The 23,668-nt window shown below is 64.7% G+C and carries 3 protein-coding genes; 1 reads left to right on the forward strand and 2 read right to left on the reverse strand.

The features are described 5' to 3' along the window. Positions 1–20 precede the first annotated feature (20 nt). Together QO259_RS03470 and QO259_RS03475 are read right to left on the reverse strand one after the other, a co-directional pair. Positions 21–1,139 carry an aminotransferase class V-fold PLP-dependent enzyme gene (locus tag QO259_RS03470; protein ID WP_285951810.1) on the reverse strand — a complete coding sequence of 373 codons (1,119 nt, stop codon included), beginning with the start codon at positions 1,137–1,139 and terminating at the stop codon, positions 21–23. Between the two features lie 32 nt (positions 1,140–1,171). Continuing rightward, positions 1,172–2,380, reverse strand: a complete 1,209-nt coding sequence (locus tag QO259_RS03475; RefSeq protein WP_285951811.1) for a pyridoxal phosphate-dependent aminotransferase — start codon at positions 2,378–2,380, stop codon at positions 1,172–1,174. Between the two features lie 265 nt (positions 2,381–2,645). Between QO259_RS03475 and QO259_RS03480 the strand changes: the two genes are divergently transcribed. Further along, positions 2,646–23,627 (forward strand): cadherin-like domain-containing protein, encoded by a 20,982-nt coding sequence (locus QO259_RS03480; protein WP_285951812.1) that lies wholly within the window; start codon positions 2,646–2,648, stop codon positions 23,625–23,627. Positions 23,628–23,668: the final 41 nt, after the last annotated feature.

The raw sequence follows: 23,668 nt of genomic DNA on the forward strand, positions 1-23,668 counted from the left end.
CTGGCCTCGGCCCGGTCGACTCAGAGTGCGTCCAGCGCCTGCGCGAAGCGGGTCACCGCGCCCTCGACGTCTTCCAGCTTGTCCAGCCCGAACAGGCCGATACGGAAGGTCTGGAAATCGTCCCCTTCATCGCACATCAGCGGCACGCCGGCAGCGATCTGCACGCCCTGGGCGGCGAAGCGCGGGACCAGATCGCTCTCCCGGGTATAGCTGACCACCACGCCTGGCGCCTCGAACCCTGCCGCGGCGACGCTGGGATAGCCGCGCTCTGCCAACAGCGCACGAATCCGCCGGCCCAGTGTCCACTGCGCCTGCTCGAGCGTGTCGAAGCCGTCCTGCTCCATCTCCTGAATGGTGTGATAGAGCCGCGTCAGGCCATCGGTCGGTAGCGTGGCGTGGTAGGCGTGCCCGCCATTTTCGTAGGTTTCCATGATCCCCAGCCAGCGCTTGAGATCGGCGGCGAAGCTGCTGCTGGTGGTGTGTTCGATATGCGCCCGCGCACGTTCGCTGAGCATCACCATGGCGCAGCAGGGCGAGGCGCTCCAGCCCTTCTGCGGGGCGCTGATCAGCACGTCCACGCCGGTCGCCTGCATATCGACCCAAGCGGTGCCCGAGGCGATGCAGTCGAGCACGAGCAAGCCGTCGACCGCGTGCGCCGCCTCGGCCAGTTGGCGTAGATAGTCATCCGGCAGCAACACCCCGGCTGAGGTTTCGACGTGCGGAGCGAAGACCACGGCCGGGCGTTCTGCGTGAATGGCGGCGACCACTTCGTCGATCGGGGCTGGGGCGAACGGGGACTGAGACTTGCTGCCCTGGCGCCGGGCCTTGAGTACCTGGGTGGCGGCGGCGATACGGCCCTGGTCGAGAATCTGGGTCCAGCGGTAGCTGAACCAGCCGTTGCGCACGATCAGACAGCGGGCATCGGTGGCGAACTGGCGCGCTACGGCCTCCATGCCGAAGGTGCCGCTGCCGGGCACGATGATGCTGCTGTGGGCGTTGTAGGTGCGCTTCAGCAGGCGCGAGAGCTCGCGCATGACCTGCTGAAAGCTCTGCGACATATGGTTGAGCGAGCGGTCGGTATAGACCACCGAGTATTCCAGCAGGCCGTCGGGGTCGACGTCCGGGCGAAGTGCCGGCATGGGCGGGCTCCTTGATAGAGAATGAATGGAAATCAGCGCGCGACGGCGAGCAGCGTGCGCAGATAAGGCACCAGGCGCGCCAGCGCCTCCTCCGCCAGTGCGGGGTCGATGGCGAAGCAGATGCGCAGATAGTCCTCCCCCTCCGGGCCGAAGGCGCTGCCGGGGGCCACACCGACCTTGGCGTCTCGCAGCAGCTGCACCGCACGCTCGAGGCTGGTGCCCGGCAGCCCGTGCACCTTGAAGAAGAGATAGAAGGTGCCCTGGGGGGTGAAGACGGTCACGTTGTCCAGCGCTTTGAGCCCCTGGACCAGGATATCCCGCGATGCCTGGCAGCGAGCGATCTGATGGGCGATGAAGTCATCCCCGGTCTCGAGTGCCACCTGACAGGCGCGCTGCACGAAGGGAGCGACACCGGTGGTGTTGTACTGACACAGGCGGGCGAAGAGAGTCTCCATGCCGCTGGGACAGACGACCCACCCGGCGCGCCAGCCGGTCATGCACCAGTTCTTGGAGAAGGTGTTGGTCACCAGCAGACGGTCGCTGTCGTCGCACAACTGCAGAAAGGAGGGGGCCGGCCCCTGGCCGTCGTAGACGAAGTGGTTGTAGACCTCATCGGCGATGATCCACAGCCCGCGCTCGCGGCAGAAGTCGCGTAGCCGCCGCATATCCGCCAGGGGCATGCGCCAGCCGGTGGGGTTGGAGGGCGAGTTGATGAAGATCGCCCGCGTGCGCTCGGTGACCGCGGCGAACAGGGTGTCGAGATCGAGCGTGATGGCGCCATCGGTATGGAACTCGAAGGCGACCGCGACATTGACGCCGCCGCAGATCGCCACCACCTGCTTGGCGTTGGGCCAGGCAGGCGAGGGCATGATCACCTCGTCGCCCTCGTCGAGTATGGCCTGCATGGCCATGACCACCGCATTCATGCCGCCGATCGAGACGCAGAAACGCTTGGGCGCCACCTCCACATCCCAGTGACGTCGATGATAGTCCGACAGTGCCTGTCTCAGGCCCGGCGTGCCTTGGGAATAGCCATAACGGGTATCGCCCGCCTCGAGCGCCGCGATGGCGGCATCGCGGATGGGAGCGGGCGTGGGTAGATCGCCTTCGCCGATCCACAGTCGGACCACGCTGTTGTCGTGCCGCGCCATGTCCGCCACGGTCACGATCTGGTTGTCGGGCATGTCGCGTACTCGGGAAGAGCTGAACGGCTGCAGGGCAGCGGGGATCACGTCGGGCATGAGGGTGGGCACCTGGTGGCATCTGCTCGCTCGATCATATCGGGGAAGTCGCGAGCTGGCTAACCGTCAGCGCGGGAGTTTGCCGGCTAACAAACTATAACAATTTGGTTTTCCTACGCTTTACAAATGCTAGGCTAAGATTAATGAAAACATGCGAAGTGATTAATAAATTAGTCTTGCGCGTGCGCACGGAAGGGTTACATTTCGCCAAAATGGCGTAACCGCGTGTTGCGCGCTCGCTTCTGGTTACAATGGGGGATGTTCGATGGCCGCTCTGCTCACCGTGGTCCGGGTTGATGGCAATGTCTTCGTGCTGGATCCGCGTAAGCTGCTGGTCCCTGGCATGGAGATTCTCGAGGGCGCGACCCTGGTGGCGCCGGATGGCGGCCGGCTGATTCTGGCGGACGGTGCGGTGCTGCCACTCGATGCGGGGCAGCCGCTGATTCTCCAGGTCGTCGATGACGTCCCTACGCTGCTGGTGGCGGACGCCGGCAGCGCCGATAGCGATATTGCCGCACTGCAGGCAGCTATTGAGGCCGGTGTCGACCCGACTGTCGTTCAGCAGGCGCCGGCAGCCGGTAACGCCGGTGGCGGTGGCGGCAGCCTCTCCGGTGAAGGCGGTTTCTCCAACCCGTTCGACATCGCGCGGGTGGGCCGCGAGGAGAGCAGCAGCTATAGCTACAACGCTGCCTTTGCGGATCCGGGCGCTCAAGTGGTCACCCCCGCGAGTTTTTCGCCCCCCGCCGCCGATGCCCCCGGAGGAACCGATGCTGCGGCAACCAATCAGAATCCGGTAGCGAGCGCCGGTACCCAGACCACTGGCGAAAACGCCACCCTGAACGCTCAAGTGCCGGCGGCCACCGATGTCGACGGCACGGTCGAGAGCTATCAGCTTGCGACTGGCGTGGGTCAGGGCAATGGCAGCCTCAGCTTCAATAGCGACGGCAGCTACACCTTCAACCCGGGTACCGACTTCGACGGTCTGGCTGCGGGTGAGAGCCGCGACGTCACCTTCAGCTACACCGCCACCGACAACGATGGCGGCGTCAGCGCGCCGCAGACGGTGACGATTACCGTCACCGGCACCAATGACGTACCGGTGGCCAAGGCGGATACCCAGACTACCGGTGAGAACGCCACGCTGAGCGCTCAGGTGCCGGCGGCGACCGATGTCGATGGCACGGTCGAGAGCTACCAGCTCGCGACCGGCGTGGGTCAGGGCAATGGCTCGCTGAGCTTCAATAGCGACGGCAGCTACACCTTCAACCCGGGCACGGACTTCGACAGTCTGGCCGCGGGCGAGAGCCGTAACGTCACCTTCAGCTACACCGCCACCGACAACGACGGCGGCGTCAGCGCGCCGCAGACGGTGACGATCACCGTGACCGGTACCAACGATGTGCCGGTGGCCAAGGCCGACACCCAGACTACCGGTGAGAACGCCACGCTGAGCGCTCAGGTGCCGGCGGCGACCGATGTGGACGGCACCGTCGAGAGCTATCAGCTGGCGACTGGCGTGGGTCAGGGCAACGGTGCGCTGACCTTCAATAGCGACGGCAGCTACACCTTTAACCCGGGTACTGACTTCGACAGTCTGGCCGCGGGTGAGAGCCGCGACGTCACCTTCACTTACACCGCCACCGACAACGACGGCGGCGTCAGCGCACCGCAAACGGTGACGATCACCGTGACCGGTACCAACGATGTGCCGGTGGCCAAGGCCGACACCCAGACTACCGGTGAGAACGCCACGCTGAGCGCTCAGGTGCCGGCGGCGACCGATGTGGACGGCACCGTCGAGAGCTATCAGCTCGCGACCGACGTGGGCCAGGGCAATGGTTCGCTGAGCTTCAATAGCGACGGCAGCTACACCTTCAACCCGGGCGCGGACTTCGACGGTCTGGCTGCTGGCCAGAGTCGTGACGTCACCTTCAGCTACACCGCCACCGACAACGACGGTGGGGTTAGTACACCGCAGACGGTAACCATTACCGTCACCGGCACCAACGACGTGCCTGTCGCCAAGGCCGACACCCAGACCACCGGTGAAAATGCCACCCTGAACGCTCAGGTGCCGGCAGCGACTGACGTCGACGGCACGGTCGAGAGCTATCAGCTGGTCAACGGTGTTGGTAACAACAACGGTTCGCTGAGCTTTAACAGCGATGGTTCCTACACCTTCAACCCGGGTACCGACTTCGACAGCCTGGCTGCGGGCCAGAGCCGCGACGTCACCTTCAGCTACACCGCCACCGACAACGACGGCGGCGTCAGTGCACCGCAGACGGTGACCATCACCGTCACCGGCACCAATGATGCGCCGGTGGCCAAGGCGGATACCCAGACCACGGGTGAGAACGCCACCCTGAACGCTCAGGTGCCGGCGGCCACCGATGTCGATGGCACCGTCGAGAGCTATCAGCTGGCGACCGGCGTGGGTCAGGGCAACGGCTCGCTGAGCTTCAATAGCGACGGCTCCTACACCTTCAACCCGGGCACGGACTTCGACAGTCTGGCTGCTGGCCAGAGTCGTGACGTCACCTTCAGCTACACCGCCACCGACAACGACGGTGGGGTGAGTGCCCCGCAGACGGTGACCATCACCGTGACCGGCACCAATGACGTGCCGGTGGCCAAGGCCGACACCCAGACTACCGGTGAGAACGCCACACTGAGCGCTCAGGTGCCGGCGGCGACTGACGTCGACGGCACCGTCGAGAGCTACCAACTGGTCAATGGTGTTGGTAACAACAACGGTGCGCTGAGCTTCAATAGCGACGGCAGCTACATCTTCAACCCGGGCACCGACTTCGACAGTCTGGCCGCGGGCCAGAGCCGCGACGTCACCTTCACTTACACCGCTACCGATAATAACGGCGGGGTGAGTGCACCGCAGACGGTGACCATCACCGTGACCGGTACCAACGATGTGCCGGTGGCCAAAGCGGATACCCAGACCACCGGTGAGAACGTCACGCTGACTAGCCAAGTGCCGGCAGCGACTGACGTCGACGGCACGGTCGAGAGCTATCAGCTGGCGACCGACGTGGGCCAGGGCAACGGCAGCCTTAGCTTCAATAGCGACGGCAGCTACACCTTCAACCCGGGTACTGACTTCGACAGCCTGGCTCCGGGCCAGAGTCGCGACGTCACCTTTACCTATACCGCCACCGATAACGATGGCGGCGTCAGCGCACCGCAAACGGTGACCATCACCGTCACCGGCACCAACGACGTGCCGGTCGCCAAGGCGGATACTCAGACCACCGGCGAAAACACCACCTTGAACGCTCAGGTGCCGGCGGCGACCGATGTCGATGGCACGGTCGAGAGCTACCAGCTCGCGACCGGCGTGGGTCAGGGCTATGGCTCGCTGAGCTTCAATAGCGACGGCAGCTACACCTTCAACCCGGGCACGGACTTCGACAGTCTGGCCGCGGGCGAGAGCCGTAACGTCACCTTCAGCTACACCGCCACCGACAACGACGGCGGCGTCAGCGCACCGCAAACGGTGACCATCACCGTGACCGGCACCAATGATGCGCCGGTGGCCAAGGCGGATACCCAGACCACGGGTGAGAACGCCACGCTGAACGCTCAGGTGCCGGCGGCCACCGATGTCGATGGCACGGTCGAGAGCTATCAGCTCGCGACCGACGTCGGCCAGGGCAATGGCAGCCTCAGCTTCAATAGCGACGGCAGCTACACCTTCAACCCGGGCACGGACTTCGACAGTCTGGCCGCGGGTGAAAGCCGCAACGTCACCTTCAGCTACACCGCCACCGACAACGACGGCGGCGTCAGTGCACCGCAGACGGTGACCATCACCGTCACCGGCACCAATGATGCGCCGGTGGCCAAGGCGGATACCCAGACCACGGGTGAGAACGCCACCCTGAACGCTCAGGTGCCGGCGGCCACCGATGTCGATGGCACCGTCGAGAGCTATCAGCTGGCGACCGGCGTGGGTCAGGGCAACGGCTCGCTGAGCTTCAATAGCGACGGCTCCTACACCTTCAACCCGGGCACGGACTTCGACAGTCTGGCTGCTGGCCAGAGTCGTGACGTCACCTTCAGCTACACCGCCACCGACAACGACGGTGGGGTGAGTGCCCCGCAGACGGTGACCATCACCGTGACCGGCACCAATGACGTGCCGGTGGCCAAGGCCGACACCCAGACTACCGGTGAGAACGCCACACTGAGCGCTCAGGTGCCGGCGGCGACTGACGTCGACGGCACCGTCGAGAGCTACCAACTGGTCAATGGTGTTGGTAACAACAACGGTGCGCTGAGCTTCAATAGCGACGGCAGCTACATCTTCAACCCGGGCACCGACTTCGACAGTCTGGCCGCGGGCCAGAGCCGCGACGTCACCTTCACTTACACCGCTACCGATAATAACGGCGGGGTGAGTGCACCGCAGACGGTGACCATCACCGTGACCGGTACCAACGATGTGCCGGTGGCCAAAGCGGATACCCAGACCACCGGTGAGAACGTCACGCTGACTAGCCAAGTGCCGGCAGCGACTGACGTCGACGGCACGGTCGAGAGCTATCAGCTGGCGACCGACGTGGGCCAGGGCAACGGCAGCCTTAGCTTCAATAGCGACGGCAGCTACACCTTCAACCCGGGTACTGACTTCGACAGCCTGGCTCCGGGCCAGAGTCGCGACGTCACCTTTACCTATACCGCCACCGATAACGATGGCGGCGTCAGCGCCCCGCAGACGGTGACCATCACCGTCACCGGCACCAATGACCTGCCGGTGGCCAAGGCGGATACTCAGACCACGGGCGAAAACGCCACGTTGAGCGCCCAGGTTCCAGCGGCGACGGATGTCGATGGCACCGTCGAGAGCTATCAGCTGGCGACCGGCGTGGGTCAGGGCAATGGCTCGCTGAGCTTCAATAGCGACGGCAGCTACACCTTCAACCCGGGCACGGACTTCGACGGTCTGGCCGCGGGCGAGAGCCGTAACGTCACCTTCAGCTACACCGCCACCGACAACAACGGTGGGGTTAGTACACCGCAGACGGTAACCATTACCGTCACCGGCACCAACGACGTGCCTGTCGCCAAGGCCGACACCCAGACCACCGGTGAGAACGCCACGCTGAGCGCTCAGGTGCCGGCGGCTACCGATGTCGACGGTACCGTCGAGAGCTATCAGCTGGCGACCGGCGTGGGTCAGGGCAACGGCTCGCTGAGCTTCAATAGCGACGGCTCCTACACCTTCAACCCGGGCACGGACTTCGACAGTCTGGCTGCTGGCCAGAGTCGTGACGTCACCTTCAGCTACACCGCCACCGACAACGACGGTGGGGTGAGTGCCCCGCAGACGGTGACCATCACCGTGACCGGCACCAATGACGTGCCGGTGGCCAAGGCCGACACCCAGACTACCGGTGAGAACGCCACACTGAGCGCTCAGGTGCCGGCGGCGACTGACGTCGACGGCACCGTCGAGAGCTACCAACTGGTCAATGGTGTTGGTAACAACAACGGTGCGCTGAGCTTCAATAGCGACGGCAGCTACACCTTCAACCCGGGCACCGACTTCGACAGTCTGGCCGCGGGCCAGAGCCGTAACGTCACCTTCAGCTACACCGCCACCGACAACGACGGCGGCGTCAGTGCCCCGCAGACGGTGACGATCACCGTGACCGGTACCAACGATGTGCCAGTGGCCAAGGCCGACACCCAGACTACCGGCGAGAACGCCACGCTGAGCGCTCAGGTGCCGGCGGCGACCGATGTCGATGGCACGGTCGAGAGCTATCAGCTGGCGACTGGCGTGGGTCAGGGCAACGGTGCGCTGACCTTCAATAGCGACGGCAGCTACACCTTTAACCCGGGTACTGACTTCGACAGTCTGGCCGCGGGTGAGAGCCGCGACGTCACCTTCACTTACACCGCCACCGACAACGACGGCGGCGTCAGCGCACCGCAAACGGTGACCATCACCGTGACCGGCACCAATGACCTGCCGGTCGCCAAGGCGGATACTCAGACCACGGGCGAAAACGCCACGTTGAGCGCCCAGGTTCCAGCGGCGACGGATGTCGATGGCACCGTCGAGAGCTATCAGCTGGCGACCGGCGTGGGTCAGGGCAATGGCTCGCTGAGCTTCAATAGCGACGGCAGCTACACCTTCAACCCGGGCACGGACTTCGACAGTCTGGCCGCGGGTGAAAGCCGCAACGTCACCTTCAGCTACACCGCCACCGACAACGACGGCGGCGTCAGTGCACCGCAGACGGTGACCATCACCGTCACCGGCACCAACGATTTGCCGGTCGCCAAGGCGGATACTCAGACCACCGGTGAGAACCAGGTGCTCCAAGGCAGTGTCCCGGCGGCGACCGACGTTGACGGCACGGTCGAGAGCTACCAGCTCGCGACCGGCGTGGGTCAGGGCAACGGCAGCCTCAGCTTCAATAGCGACGGCAGCTACACCTTCAACCCGGGTGCGGACTTCGACAGCCTGGCTCCGGGCCAGAGCCGCGACGTCACCTTCACCTACACCGCCACCGACAACGACGGCGGCGTCAGCGCCCCGCAGACGGTGACGATCACCGTCACCGGCACCAACGACGTGCCGGTCGCCAAGGCGGATACTCAGACCACCGGCGAAAACACCACCCTGAACGCTCAGGTGCCGGCAGCGACTGACGTCGACGGCACCGTCGAGAGCTACCAGCTCGCGACCGGCGTGGGTCAGGGCAATGGCAGCCTCAGCTTCAATAGCGACGGCAGCTACACCTTCAACCCGGGCACGGACTTCGACAGTCTGGCCGCGGGTGAGAGCCGCAACGTCACCTTCAGCTACACCGCCACTGACAACGATGGCGGCGTCAGCGCGCCGCAGACGGTGACCATCACCGTGACCGGCACCAATGACGTGCCGGTGGCCAAGGCCGACACCCAGACTACCGGCGAGAACGCCACGCTGAGCGCTCAGGTGCCGGCGGCGACCGATGTGGACGGCACCGTCGAGAGCTATCAGCTGGCGACCGGCGTGGGTCAGGGCAACGGTGCGCTGACCTTCAATAGCGACGGCAGCTACACCTTCAACCCGGGTACTGACTTCGACGGCCTGGCCGCTGGCCAGAGTCGTGACGTCACCTTCAGCTACACCGCCACCGACAACGACGGTGGGGTGAGTGCGCCGCAGACGGTGACCATCACCGTCACCGGCACCAACGACGTGCCGGTCGCCAAGGCGGATACTCAGACCACCGGCGAAAACACCACCTTGAACGCTCAGGTGCCGGCGGCGACCGATGTGGACGGCACCGTCGAGAGCTATCAGCTGGCGACCGGCGTGGGTCAGGGCAATGGCTCGCTGAGCTTCAATAGCGACGGCAGCTACACCTTTAACCCGGGCACGGACTTCGACGGTCTGGCTGCTGGCCAGAGTCGTGACGTCACCTTCAGCTACACCGCCACCGACAACAACGGTGGGGTTAGTACACCGCAGACGGTAACCATTACCGTCACCGGCACCAACGACGTGCCGGTCGCCAAGGCGGATACTCAGACCACCGGCGAAAACACCACCTTGAACGCTCAGGTGCCGGCGGCGACCGATGTGGACGGCACCGTCGAGAGCTATCAGCTTGCGACCGACGTCGGTCAGGGCAACGGTGCGCTGACCTTCAATAGCGACGGCAGCTACACCTTTAACCCGGGCACTGACTTCGACGGTCTGGCCGCGGGTGAGAGCCGCGATGTCACCTTCAGCTACACCGCCACCGACAACGATGGCGGGGTGAGTGCACCGCAGACGGTGACCATCACCGTGACCGGCACCAATGACCTGCCGGTCGCCAAGGCGGATACCCAGACCACTGGCGAAAACGCCACCCTGAACGCTCAGGTGCCGGCGGCCACGGATGTGGACGGCACGGTCGAGAGCTATCAGCTGGCGACCGGAGTGGGCCAGGGCAATGGCAGCCTCAGCTTCAATAGCGATGGCAGCTACACCTTCAACCCGGGCACCGACTTCGACGGTCTGGCTGCTGGCCAGAGCCGCGACGTCACCTTCACCTACACCGCTACCGACAACGATGGCGGCGTCAGCGCCCCGCAGACGGTGACGATCACCGTGACCGGCACCAACGACGTGCCGGTCGCCAAGGCGGATACTCAGACCACCGGCGAAAACACCACCCTGAACGCTCAGGTGCCGGCAGCGACTGACGTCGACGGCACCGTCGAGAGCTACCAGCTTGCGACCGGCGTCGGTCAGGGCAATGGCTCGCTGAGCTTCAACAGCGACGGCTCTTACACCTTCAATCCGGGCACGGACTTCGACAGTCTGGCCGCGGGTGAGAGCCGTAACGTCACCTTTAGCTACACCGCCACCGACAACAACGGCGGCGTCAGCGCGCCGCAGACGGTGACCATCACCGTCACCGGCACCAATGACCTGCCGGTCGCCAAGGCGGATACCCAGACCACTGGTGAGAACCAGGTACTCGAAGGTAGCGTGCCGGCGGCGACCGATGTGGACGGCACCGTCGAGAGCTATCAGCTTGCGACCGACGTGGGCCAGGGCAATGGCAGCCTCAGCTTCAATAGCGATGGCAGCTACACCTTCAACCCGGGCACCGACTTCGACAGTCTGGCCGCGGGCGAGAGCCGTAACGTCACCTTCAGCTACACCGCCACCGACAACGACAGCGGCGTCAGTGCCCCGCAGACGGTGACCATCACCGTCACCGGCACCAACGACGTGCCTGTCGCCAAGGCCGACACCCAGACCACCGGTGAAAATGCCACCCTGAACGCTCAGGTGCCGGCGGCGACCGATGTCGACGGCACGGTCGAGAGCTACCAACTGGTCAACGGTGTTGGTGACAACAACGGTTCGCTGAGCTTTAACAGCGACGGCAGCTATACCTTTAACCCGGGTACTGACTTCGACAGCCTGGCTCCGGGCCAGAGCCGCGACGTCACCTTCAGCTACACCGCCACCGACAACGACGGTGGGGTGAGTGCACCGCAGACGGTGACGATCACCGTCACCGGCACCAACGACGTGCCGGTGGCCGTTGCCGATACCCAGACCACCGGCGAAAACACCACCCTGAACGCTCAGGTGCCGGCAGCGACTGACGTCGACGGCACGGTCGAGAGCTACCAGCTCGCGACCGGCGTGGGCCAGGGCAATGGTTCGCTGAGCTTCAATAGCGACGGCAGCTACACCTTCAACCCGGGCACGGACTTCGACAGTCTGGCCGCGGGCGAGAGCCGTAACGTCACCTTCAGCTACACCGCCACCGACAACGACGGCGGCGTCAGTGCCCCGCAGACGGTGACGATCACCGTGACCGGTACCAACGATGTGCCGGTGGCCAAGGCCGACACCCAGACTACCGGTGAGAACGCCACGCTGAGCGCTCAGGTGCCGGCGGCGACCGATGTGGACGGCACCGTCGAGAGCTATCAGCTTGCGACTGGCGTGGGCCAGGGCAATGGTTCGCTGAGCTTCAATAGCGACGGCAGCTACACCTTCAACCCGGGCACGGACTTCGACAGTCTGGCCGCGGGCGAGAGCCGTAACGTCACCTTCAGCTACACCGCCACCGACAACGACGGTGGGGTGAGTGCACCGCAGACGGTGACCATCACCGTGACCGGCACTAATGACGCACCGGTCGCCAAGGCGGATACCCAGACCACTGGTGAGAACCAGGTACTCGAAGGTAGCGTGCCGGCGGCTACCGATGTCGATGGCACCGTCGAGAGCTATCAGCTTGCGACCGACGTGGGCCAGGGCAATGGCAGCCTCAGCTTCAATAGCGATGGCAGCTACACCTTCAACCCGGGCACCGACTTCGACAGTCTGGCCGCGGGCGAGAGCCGTAACGTCACCTTCAGCTACACCGCCACCGACAACGACAGCGGCGTCAGTGCCCCGCAGACGGTGACCATCACCGTCACCGGCACCAACGACGTGCCGGTCGCCAAGGCGGATACTCAGACCACCGGCGAAAACACCACCCTGAACGCTCAGGTGCCGGCAGCGACTGACGTCGACGGCACGGTCGAGAGCTACCAGCTCGCGACCGGCGTCGGTCAGGGCAATGGCTCGCTGAGCTTCAACAGCGACGGCAGCTACACCTTTAACCCGGGCACGGACTTCGACAGTCTGGCCGCGGGTGAGAGCCGCAACGTCACCTTCACTTACACCGCCACCGATAACGACGGCGGCGTCAGCGCGCCGCAAACGGTGACCATCACCGTGACCGGCACCAACGACGTGCCGGTGGCCAAGGCCGACACCCAGACTACCGGTGAGAACGCCACGCTGAGCGCTCAGGTGCCGGCGGCGACCGATGTCGATGGCACCGTCGAGAGCTATCAGCTGGCGACTGGCGTGGGTCAGGGTAACGGAAGCCTCAGCTTCAATAGCGACGGCAGCTACACCTTCAACCCGGGTGCAGACTTCGACAGCCTGGCCGCGGGTGAGAGCCGCAACGTCACCTTCACTTACACCGCCACCGACAACGACGGCGGCGTCAGTGCGCCGCAGACGGTGACCATCACCGTGACCGGTACCAACGATGTGCCGGTGGCCAAGGCCGACACCCAGACTACCGGTGAGAACGCCACGCTGAGCGCTCAGGTGCCGGCGGCGACCGATGTGGACGGCACCGTCGAGAGCTATCAGCTGGCGACTGGCGTGGGTCAGGGCAACGGTGCGCTGACCTTCAATAGCGACGGCAGCTACACCTTTAACCCGGGTACTGACTTCGACAGTCTGGCCGCGGGTGAGAGCCGCGACGTCACCTTCACCTACACCGCCACCGACAACGATGGCGGCGTCAGTGCACCGCAGACGGTGACCATCACCGTGACCGGCACCAACGACGTGCCGGTGGCCAAGGCGGATACCCAGACCACCGGTGAGAACGCCACCCTGAACGCTCAGGTGCCAGCGGCCACCGATGTGGATGGCACCGTCGAGAGCTATCAGCTGGTCAACGGTGTTGGTAACAACAACGGTTCGCTGAGCTTTAACAGCGATGGTTCCTACACCTTCAACCCGGGTACCGACTTCGACAGCCTGGCTGCGGGCCAGAGCCGCGACGTCACCTTCACCTACACCGCCACCGACAACGATGGCGGCGTGAGTTCACCGCAGACGGTGACCATCACCGTGACCGGCACCAACGACGTCCCGGTCGCCAAGGCCGACACCCAGACTACCGGTGAGAACGCCACGCTGAGCGCTCAGGTGCCGGCGGCGACCGATGTGGACGGCACCGTCGAGAGCTATCAGCTTGCGACCGACGTGGGCCAGGGCAATGGTTCGCTGAGCTTCAATAGCGATGGCAGCTACACCTTCAACCCGGGCACCGACTTCGACAGTCTGGCCGCGGGCGAGAGCCGTAACGTCACCTTCAGCTACACCGCCACCGACAACGACAGCGGCGTCAGTGCCCCGCAGACGGTGACCATCACCGTCACCGGCACCAACGACGTGCCTGTCGCCAAGGCCGACACCCAGACCACCGGTGAAAATGCCACCCTGAACGCTCAGGTGCCGGCGGCGACCGATGTCGACGGCACGGTCGAGAGCTACCAACTGGTCAACGGTGTTGGTGACAACAACGGTTCGCTGAGCTTTAACAGCGACGGCAGCTATACCTTTAACCCGGGTACTGACTTCGACAGCCTGGCTCCGGGCCAGAGCCGCGACGTCACCTTCAGCTACACCGCCACCGACAACGACGGTGGGGTGAGTGCACCGCAGACGGTGACGATCACCGTCACCGGCACCAACGACGTGCCGGTGGCCGTTGCCGATACCCAGACCACCGGCGAAAACACCACCCTGAACGCTCAGGTGCCGGCAGCGACTGACGTCGACGGCACGGTCGAGAGCTACCAGCTCGCGACCGGCGTGGGCCAGGGCAATGGTTCGCTGAGCTTCAATAGCGACGGCAGCTACACCTTCAACCCGGGCACGGACTTCGACAGCCTGGCCGCGGGTGAGAGCCGCAACGTCACCTTCACTTACACCGCCACCGACAACGACGGCGGCGTCAGTGCGCCGCAGACGGTGACCATCACCGTGACCGGTACCAACGATGTGCCGGTGGCCAAGGCCGACACCCAGACTACCGGTGAGAACGCCACGCTGAGCGCTCAGGTGCCGGCGGCGACCGATGTGGACGGCACCGTCGAGAGCTATCAGCTGGCGACTGGCGTGGGTCAGGGCAACGGTGCGCTGACCTTCAATAGCGACGGCAGCTACACCTTTAACCCGGGTACTGACTTCGACAGTCTGGCCGCGGGTGAGAGCCGCGACGTCACCTTCAGCTACACCGCCACCGACAACGACGGCGGCGTCAGCGCACCGCAAACGGTGACCATCACCGTCACCGGCACCAATGACCTGCCGGTCGCCAAGGCGGATACTCAGACCACCGGCGAAAACACCACCCTGAACGCTCAGGTGCCGGCAGCGACTGACGTCGACGGCACGGTCGAGAGCTACCAGCTCGCGACCGGCGTCGGTCAGGGCAATGGCTCGCTGAGCTTCAACAGCGACGGCAGCTACACCTTTAACCCGGGCACGGACTTCGACAGTCTGGCCGCGGGTGAGAGCCGCAACGTCACCTTCACTTACACCGCCACCGATAACGACGGCGGCGTCAGCGCGCCGCAAACGGTGACCATCACCGTGACCGGCACCAACGACGTGCCGGTGGCCAAGGCCGACACCCAGACTACCGGTGAGAACGCCACGCTGAGCGCTCAGGTGCCGGCGGCGACCGATGTCGATGGCACCGTCGAGAGCTATCAGCTGGCGACTGGCGTGGGTCAGGGTAACGGAAGCCTCAGCTTCAATAGCGACGGCAGCTACACCTTCAACCCGGGTGCAGACTTCGACAGCCTGGCCGCGGGTGAGAGCCGCAACGTCACCTTCACTTACACCGCCACCGACAACGACGGCGGCGTCAGTGCGCCGCAGACGGTGACCATCACCGTGACCGGTACCAACGATGTGCCGGTGGCCAAGGCCGACACCCAGACTACCGGTGAGAACGCCACGCTGAGCGCTCAGGTGCCGGCGGCGACCGATGTGGACGGCACCGTCGAGAGCTATCAGCTGGCGACTGGCGTGGGTCAGGGCAACGGTGCGCTGACCTTCAATAGCGACGGCAGCTACACCTTTAACCCGGGTACTGACTTCGACAGTCTGGCCGCGGGTGAGAGCCGCGACGTCACCTTCACCTACACCGCCACCGACAACGACGGCGGCGTCAGCGCGCCGCAGACGGTGACGATCACCGTGACCGGTACCAACGATGTGCCGGTGGCCAAGGCCGACACCCAGACTACCGGTGAGAACGCCACGCTGAGCGCCCAGGTTCCAGCGGCGACGGATGTCGATGGCACCGTCGAGAGCTATCAGCTGGCGACCGGCGTGGGTCAGGGTAACGGAAGCCTCAGCTTCAATAGCGACGGCAGCTACACCTTCAACCCGGGTGCAGACTTCGACAGCCTGGCCGCGGGTGAGAGCCGCAACGTCACCTTCACTTACACCGCCACCGACAACGACGGCGGCGTCAGTGCACCGCAGACGGTGACCATCACCGTCACCGGCACCAACGATTTGCCGGTCGCCAAGGCGGATACTCAGACCACCGGTGAGAACCAGGTGCTCCAAGGCAGTGTCCCGGCGGCGACCGACGTTGACGGCACGGTCGAGAGCTACCAGCTCGCGACCGGCGTGGGTCAGGGCAACGGCAGCCTCAGCTTCAATAGCGACGGCAGCTACACCTTCAACCCGGGTGCGGACTTCGACAGCCTGGCTCCGGGCCAGAGCCGCGACGTCACCTTCACCTACACCGCCACCGACAACGACGGCGGCGTCAGCGCACCGCAGACGGTGACCATCACCGTCACTGGCACCAATGATGCGCCGGTGGCGGGTGACGACAACGCCGACCCGACTGCGGCCAACGACGCCCTGACCACCACGGAGGACACGGCGCTGACGATCACTCCGGCGACGCTGCTGTCCAACGACCGCGACGTCGATGGTGACAGCCTGACCATCACCAGTGTGAGCGGCGCCCAGAACGGCAGCGTGGTGCTCAATGCCGACGGCACCATCACCTTCACCCCGGCGGCCGACTACAACGGCAACGCCAGCTTTACCTACACCGTGAGTGACGGCCAGGGCGGTACCGATACGGCGACGGTCGGCGTACGCGTGACGCCGGTCAACGATGCGCCGGTGGCGGGTGACGACAACGCCGACCCGACTGCGGCCAACGACGCCCTGACCACCACGGAGGACACGGCGCTGACGATCACTCCGGCGACGCTGCTGTCCAACGATCGCGACGTCGATGGTGACAGCCTGACCATCACCAGTGTGAGCGGCGCCCAGAACGGCAGCGTGGTGCTCAATGCCGACGGCACCATCACCTTCACCCCGGCGGCCGACTACAACGGCAACGCCAGCTTTACCTACACCGTGAGTGACGGCCAGGGCGGTACCGACACGGCGACGGTCGGCGTACGTGTGACGCCGGTCAACGATGCGCCGGTGGCGGGTGACGACAACGCCGACCCGACTGCGGCCAACGACGCCCTGACCACCACGGAGGACACGGCGCTGACGATCACTCCGGCGACGCTGCTGTCCAACGATCGCGACGTCGATGGTGACAGCCTGACCATCACCAGTGTGAGCGGCGCCCAGAACGGCAGCGTGGTGCTCAATGCCGACGGCACCATCACCTTCACCCCGGCGGCCGACTACAACGGCAACGCCAGCTTTACCTACACCGTGAGTGACGGCCAGGGCGGTACCGACACGGCGACGGTCGGCGTACGCGTGACGCCGGTCAACGATGCGCCGGTGGCGGGTGACGACAACGCCGACCCGACTGCGGCCAACGACGCCCTGACCACCACGGAGGACACGGCGCTGACGATCACTCCGGCGACGCTGCTGTCCAACGACCGCGACGTCGATGGTGACAGCCTGACCATCACCAGTGTGAGCGGCGCCCAGAACGGCAGCGTGGTGCTCAATGCCGACGGCACCATCACCTTCACTCCGGCGGCCGACTACAACGGCAACGCCAGCTTTACCTACACCGTGAGTGACGGCCAGGGCGGTACCGACACGGCGACGGTCGGCGTACGCGTGACGCCGGTCAACGATGCGCCGGTGGCGGGTGACGACAACGCCGACCCGACTGCGGCCAACGACGCCCTGACCACCACGGAGGACACGGCGCTGACGATCACTCCGGCGACGCTGTTGTCCAACGATCGCGACGTCGATGGTGACAGCCTGACCATCACCAGTGTGAGCGGCGCCCAGAACGGCAGCGTGGTGCTCAATGCCGACGGCACCATCACCTTCACCCCGGCGGCCGACTACAACGGCAACGCCAGCTTTACCTACACCGTGAGTGACGGCCAGGGCGGTACCGACACGGCGACGGTCGGCGTACGCGTGACGCCGGTCAACGATGCGCCGGTGGCGGGTGACGACAACGCCGACCCGACTGCGGCCAACGACGCCCTGACCACCACGGAGGACACGGCGCTGACGATCACTCCGGCGACGCTGCTGTCCAACGACCGCGACGTCGATGGTGACAGCCTGACCATCACCAGTGTGAGCGGCGCCCAGAACGGCAGCGTGGTGCTCAATGCCGACGGCACCATCACCTTCACTCCGGCGGCCGACTACAACGGCAACGCCAGCTTTACCTACACCGTGAGTGACGGCCAGGGCGGTACCGACACGGCGACGGTCGGCGTACGCGTGACGCCGGTCAACGATGCGCCGGTGGCGGGTGACGACAACGCCGACCCGACTGCGGCCAACGACGCCCTGACCACCACGGAGGACACGGCGCTGACGATCACTCCGGCGACGCTGTTGTCCAACGATCGCGACGTCGATGGTGACAGCCTGACCATCACCAGTGTGAGCGGCGCCCAGAACGGCAGCGTGGTGCTCAATGCCGACGGCACCATCACCTTCACCCCGGCGGCCGATTACAACGGCAACGCCAGCTTTACCTACACCGTGAGTGACGGCCAGGGCGGTACCGACACGGCGACGGTCGGCGTACGCGTGACGCCGGTCAACGATGCGCCGGTGGCGGGTGACGACAACGCCGACCCGACTGCGGCCAACGACGCCCTGACCACCACGGAGGACACGGCGCTGACGATCACTCCGGCGACGCTGCTGTCCAACGATCGCGACGTCGATGGTGACAGCCTGACCATCACCAGTGTGAGCGGCGCCCAGAACGGCAGCGTGGTGCTCAATGCCGACGGCACCATCACCTTCACTCCGGCGGCCGACTACAACGGCAACGCCAGCTTTACCTACACCGTGAGTGACGGCCAGGGCGGTACCGACACGGCGACGGTCGGCGTACGCGTGACGCCGGTCAACGATGCGCCGGTCGCCCGCGCTGACACAGGTACCACCGGTGAGAACACCATCCTCAATGTGTCCGCCGTTCAGGGCGTGCTGGCCAACGACAGCGATGTCGATGGCGGCACGCTGAGCGTCAGCGCAGTGAATGGCGTGGCGGGTAGCGTGGGCCAGGCGATCGCCGGCTCCAACGGCGGCACCTTCACGCTGAACGCGGACGGTTCCTACAGCTTCAATCCAGGCACGGCGTTCGATCGCCTGGCCGCGGGTCAGCAGGACACCACCCAGGTCAGCTATACCGTCAGTGACGGTCAGGGCGGCAGCGCCATCTCGACACTGACCGTGACGGTGACCGGCACTAACGACATTCCGGTCATCAGCGGTGCTGCCACCGGCTCGGTGACCGAGGATACCAACGTCAACGCCGCAGGTAATCTGACGACCAACGGGGCCTTGACGGTCACCGATGCCGACTACGCGCAGAGCGCCTTCGTGCCGGGTAATGCCAGCGCTGCCGCCGGTACCCTGGGCACACTCGCCATCACCGCAGGAGGCAACTGGAGCTACAGCGTGGCCAACAGTGCCGTGCAGTATCTGAAGGCGGGCGAGACCAAGGTCGAGAACTTCACCGTGACCACCCTCGACGGCACCACCAAGACGATTTCGGTGACCATCGCGGGTACCAACGAGCTGCCGGAAGCACGCGGTGTCAGCGTCACGGGACACGAAGATCCGTCACCCCTGATCGCGGTCAATCTGTCGGGTACGGATGCCGATGGCACGATCGCGAGCTTCCAGCTCACGGCTCTGGGGGCCAACGGCAAGTTCTACAGCGATGCTGCGGGCACCCAGCAGTTGGCCGCCGGTGCGACACTGTCAGCCAGCAACAATGGCGCGACGGTCTACTTCAAACCCGATGGCAACTGGTCCGGAACCTCTTCTCTCAAGTACACGGCGATCGACAACCTGGGAGGCAAGGACGCCACGCCGGCAACGGCCACGATCAACGTGACGGCAGTGGCCGATGCGCCCTCGCTGACGCTGAGTGGTAACAGCGCCAATGGTAGCGGGCTGCTCAAGGAAACCTTCGCGATCAGCTCATTGGGCTCCGATGGCAACGGCGCCGACCCCAAGACCATGCAGGCTGCGATCGACGCTGCCGGCACGCCGGCAAGCAGTGGCAATACCACCAATGCTGCCAATAGCAACGTCGCCGTAGGAACCGCGACGCATCTTTCTGGCCTGATGTATCTGGAAGCGGGCAAGACCTATGCCTTCAGCGGGAGTGGCGATGACAGTATTCGCCTGCTGGTCGGTGGCAACGTGGTCGCCCAGGCGACCTGGGGCGGCTCCGCTGGTGTCTACGCCGGCTCGTTCAAGCCCAGCGTGAGCGGCTACTACACGCTGGATCTCTATCATCACAACCAGGCCGGTGCGGGCAACTACAGCCTCAACGTCGGCGTCAACGGCAGTGCAGCGGTGCCGCTCAACACCGCCAACTACGTGTTGATGCAGGATGTCAGCGCGCTCGACGCCGCCAACGTCAACCACTCCGGGCTGCTCGGCAGTGATGGACATGGCAACGGCTACTACCAGCTTTATGCCATGAACGAAGGCGATGAGGACTCGGTGATCCATCTGTCCAAGATCGCCGCGGCACTGACCGACACCGATGGTTCTGAGACGCTCAGCGGCGTCCGGCTGAGCGGTATTCCGGCAGGCGCGACGTTGAGCGATGGCAGCCATACTTTCGTTGGCGGCAGCGGCAGCACCAGCGTGGATCTGAGCGGCTGGAATCTCAATACGCTGACCCTCAAACCAGCGGCCAACTACAACGGCACGATCAACCTGACCGCCGCGGTCACGTCGACCGAAAGCAGCAACGGCGACAGCGCGACCACCAGCGTGGCCATTCCGGTCACCGTGCATGCGGTCAACGATGCGCCGGTGATCGTGGCGCAGGGCTACAGCGCCACTGTCTCTGAAGAGGGGTTACCGGGTGGCGCGCCGGACACCCAGGGCACGTCCGACACGACCGATTCGGCGACCGCCAGTGGCCGTGTGGTCGCCACCGATGTCGATGGCGACAAGCTGACCTATACGCTGACGGCGCCGACCACGGCGTTGACCTCCGGGGGCGCCGCGATCACCTGGAGCGGTAGCGACAGTGGCACGCTGATCGGCTCGGCCGGTGGCAAGGAGGTGATTCGCGCCACCATCGACGCCAATGGCCAGTATCAGGTCACGCTGAAAGCCGGGGTCGATCATCCGAAGAGCGGCGAAGACACCCTGAGCTTCAATTTCGGGGTCAAGGTCAGCGATGGTAGCCTGAGCGCCATCAGCAGTATCGGCGTCACCATCGAGGACGACTCGCCGGTAGCCAGCACGCGTGACGTCAACTTCGTGCAGGGGGCGATCAACACCAACGTACTGCTGGTGGTGGATACGTCGGCCAGCATGAACGACAGAGTCACGGTGGATGGTGTCGAGCAGACGCGGCTGCAGGTATTGCAGCAGTCGATTCGCGACATGCTCGGCCGCTACGACGACATCGGTAACGTCAAGGTGGCGCTGGCGCCATTCTCCGATCAGCTCGACAGCTCGCCCAAGCAGTGGATGACGGTCGCCGATGCGCTCAAGGCCGTCGACGCGCTGCAGGCCAATGGCGGTACCAACTACGACTATGCGTTGAGCAATGCCCAGAATGCCTGGAACGGCAGTGGCAAGCTGACCGGCGACGTGCAGAACGTCTCCTACTTTTTCTCCGATGGCGCTCCGACGCTCTCCAGTCAGTACCCGAGCAATTACACGCCGGTGGGCAATGGTTACTACGTCTACAACGACGGCTCGGTGACGGATGCGGGCTTGGGCGATGGTATCGATGCCAATGAAGAGGCCGCCTGGAAGGCGTTTCTCGGCAAGAATGGCATCGATTCCCTGGCGCTGGGGATCGGTGGTGATGTGAGTCAGACCTACCTCAATCCGGTGGCCTACGATGGCCGCACCGGAGACGATACCAATGCCGTGATCATCCGCGATCTCAATGCGCTCGATGACGTTGTCTCGGGGACGGTGCAGATGCCGCTGCTGCAGGACGGCCTGCTGAGCGGTAGCGCTCACGGGCTGTCGCTGATGGGCGGTGATGGCGGTTTCGTCAAGAGCCTGGCGGTCGACGGCGTGACCTTCACCTTCGACAAGGCCAGCGGCGCGATCAGCGCCTCGTCGAGCACTGTCAGCTATACCTACGACAGCAGTTCGCACAAGCTCGGTATCACCACCGAGCTGGGCGGCAAGCTGATCATGGACATGGACGATGGCAGCTATCGCTACACGGCGAAGCTGGGCAGCTTCGGCACCGATGCCATTCGCTACACCCTGAGCGATGCCGATGGTGATACCGCCAGCGGGGTGATGAACATCAACGTCAAGAATGGTGTGACCGCCGCCCATGACGATCACATCATCACCAATATCCTGAGCCCGAGCCTGAGCATCGGTGCCGACGTGCTACTCGCCAATGACGCCGTCGCGGCGGGGACCACGGCGACCACCAACGGGCTGACACTGACCACCGGCTGGAAGGATCGTGCATCCGATTTCACGGCCTCAAGTGTGCAGACGCAGAATTTCCAGGATAAAGACACCTTTGCCTTGGATCGGAGCAAGTTCTCGACGGTGGGGCAGGCTGCCAACACCGCGGCGACCGTGGTGCGTGGGTACTTGGAGGGTGCGACGGGGTTATTCCGTCCCTCTTTCGGGGCGAATTCTCGCGATATTATGACGTTGACTTTGCGCGCCGGCGAATCCTTGACCCTGGCGACCAATGTCGCGGCCGGCGTGGCGCTGCTCTATAAGGGAGCGGGGGATAGTGACTTCACTGCGCTTGCCGATGGCGGCACCTTCACCAATACGAGCGGCGCCGACAAGAGCTACACCATCAAGGTCGAGAATGTTCAAGATCCCAGCTGGTTGGGAACAGGGGGGTGGGGCAGTGAAAACTACGATCTGAATATGCAGATTCACTATCCTGACAACCCGCTCGTGACCTCTACCTACACCCTCACCGACAGCCAGGGAGGCACCGATACGGCAGCGGTGACCGTCGACTATCATCGCGGGCAGACGCTGACCGGCAGCGATGGCGACGACACCCTGATGGCCAACGACAGCGGTACGACGCTCAATGGTGGCAAGGGCGACGACGTGCTGATCGGCGGCAAGGGCAATGACATCCTCACCGGCGGTGACGGCAACGACATCCTGCGCGGCGGCGAAGGCAACGATACCCTGAGCGGCGGTGCCGGTCGTGATACCTTGAGCGGCGGCGCTGGCAACGACATCCTCGATGGCGGTGCGGGGGCCGATCGCCTCGAGGGCGGCAAGGGCAACGACATCCTCACCGGCGGGGATGGCAGCGATACTTTCGCCTGGATGCGCGGTGACCAGGGCTCCTCGAGCGCTCCGGCGGTCGACCGTATCACCGACTTCAAGGGCGGTGATGGCGGCGACCGGCTGGATCTGTCCGACATGCTGGATATCGGCAGTTCGAGCCTCTCCAACGCCGATCTGGCCTCGCTGGCCGCCCAGCAGCTGCACTTCGTCAAAGGGGAAGCCAGCGGTGCGCCGGGTACCGCCACCAGCGGCGGCTCGACGCTGGAGATCAAGACCGATGGGCCCAACGGCGCGGTGACCCAGAAGATCGTCTTCAGCAACGTCGACATGACCAGTCTGGGCGGCTCCGATACCGAGATCATCAAGACGCTGCTGGATCACGGTAACCTGAAGACGAACATGGATGGTTGAGGGACGATGACTTGAGACTTACCAGCATGAATCGACACGAG

Source organism: Salinicola sp. JS01 (genome assembly GCF_030284585.1).
GTDB lineage: Bacteria > Pseudomonadota > Gammaproteobacteria > Pseudomonadales > Halomonadaceae > Salinicola.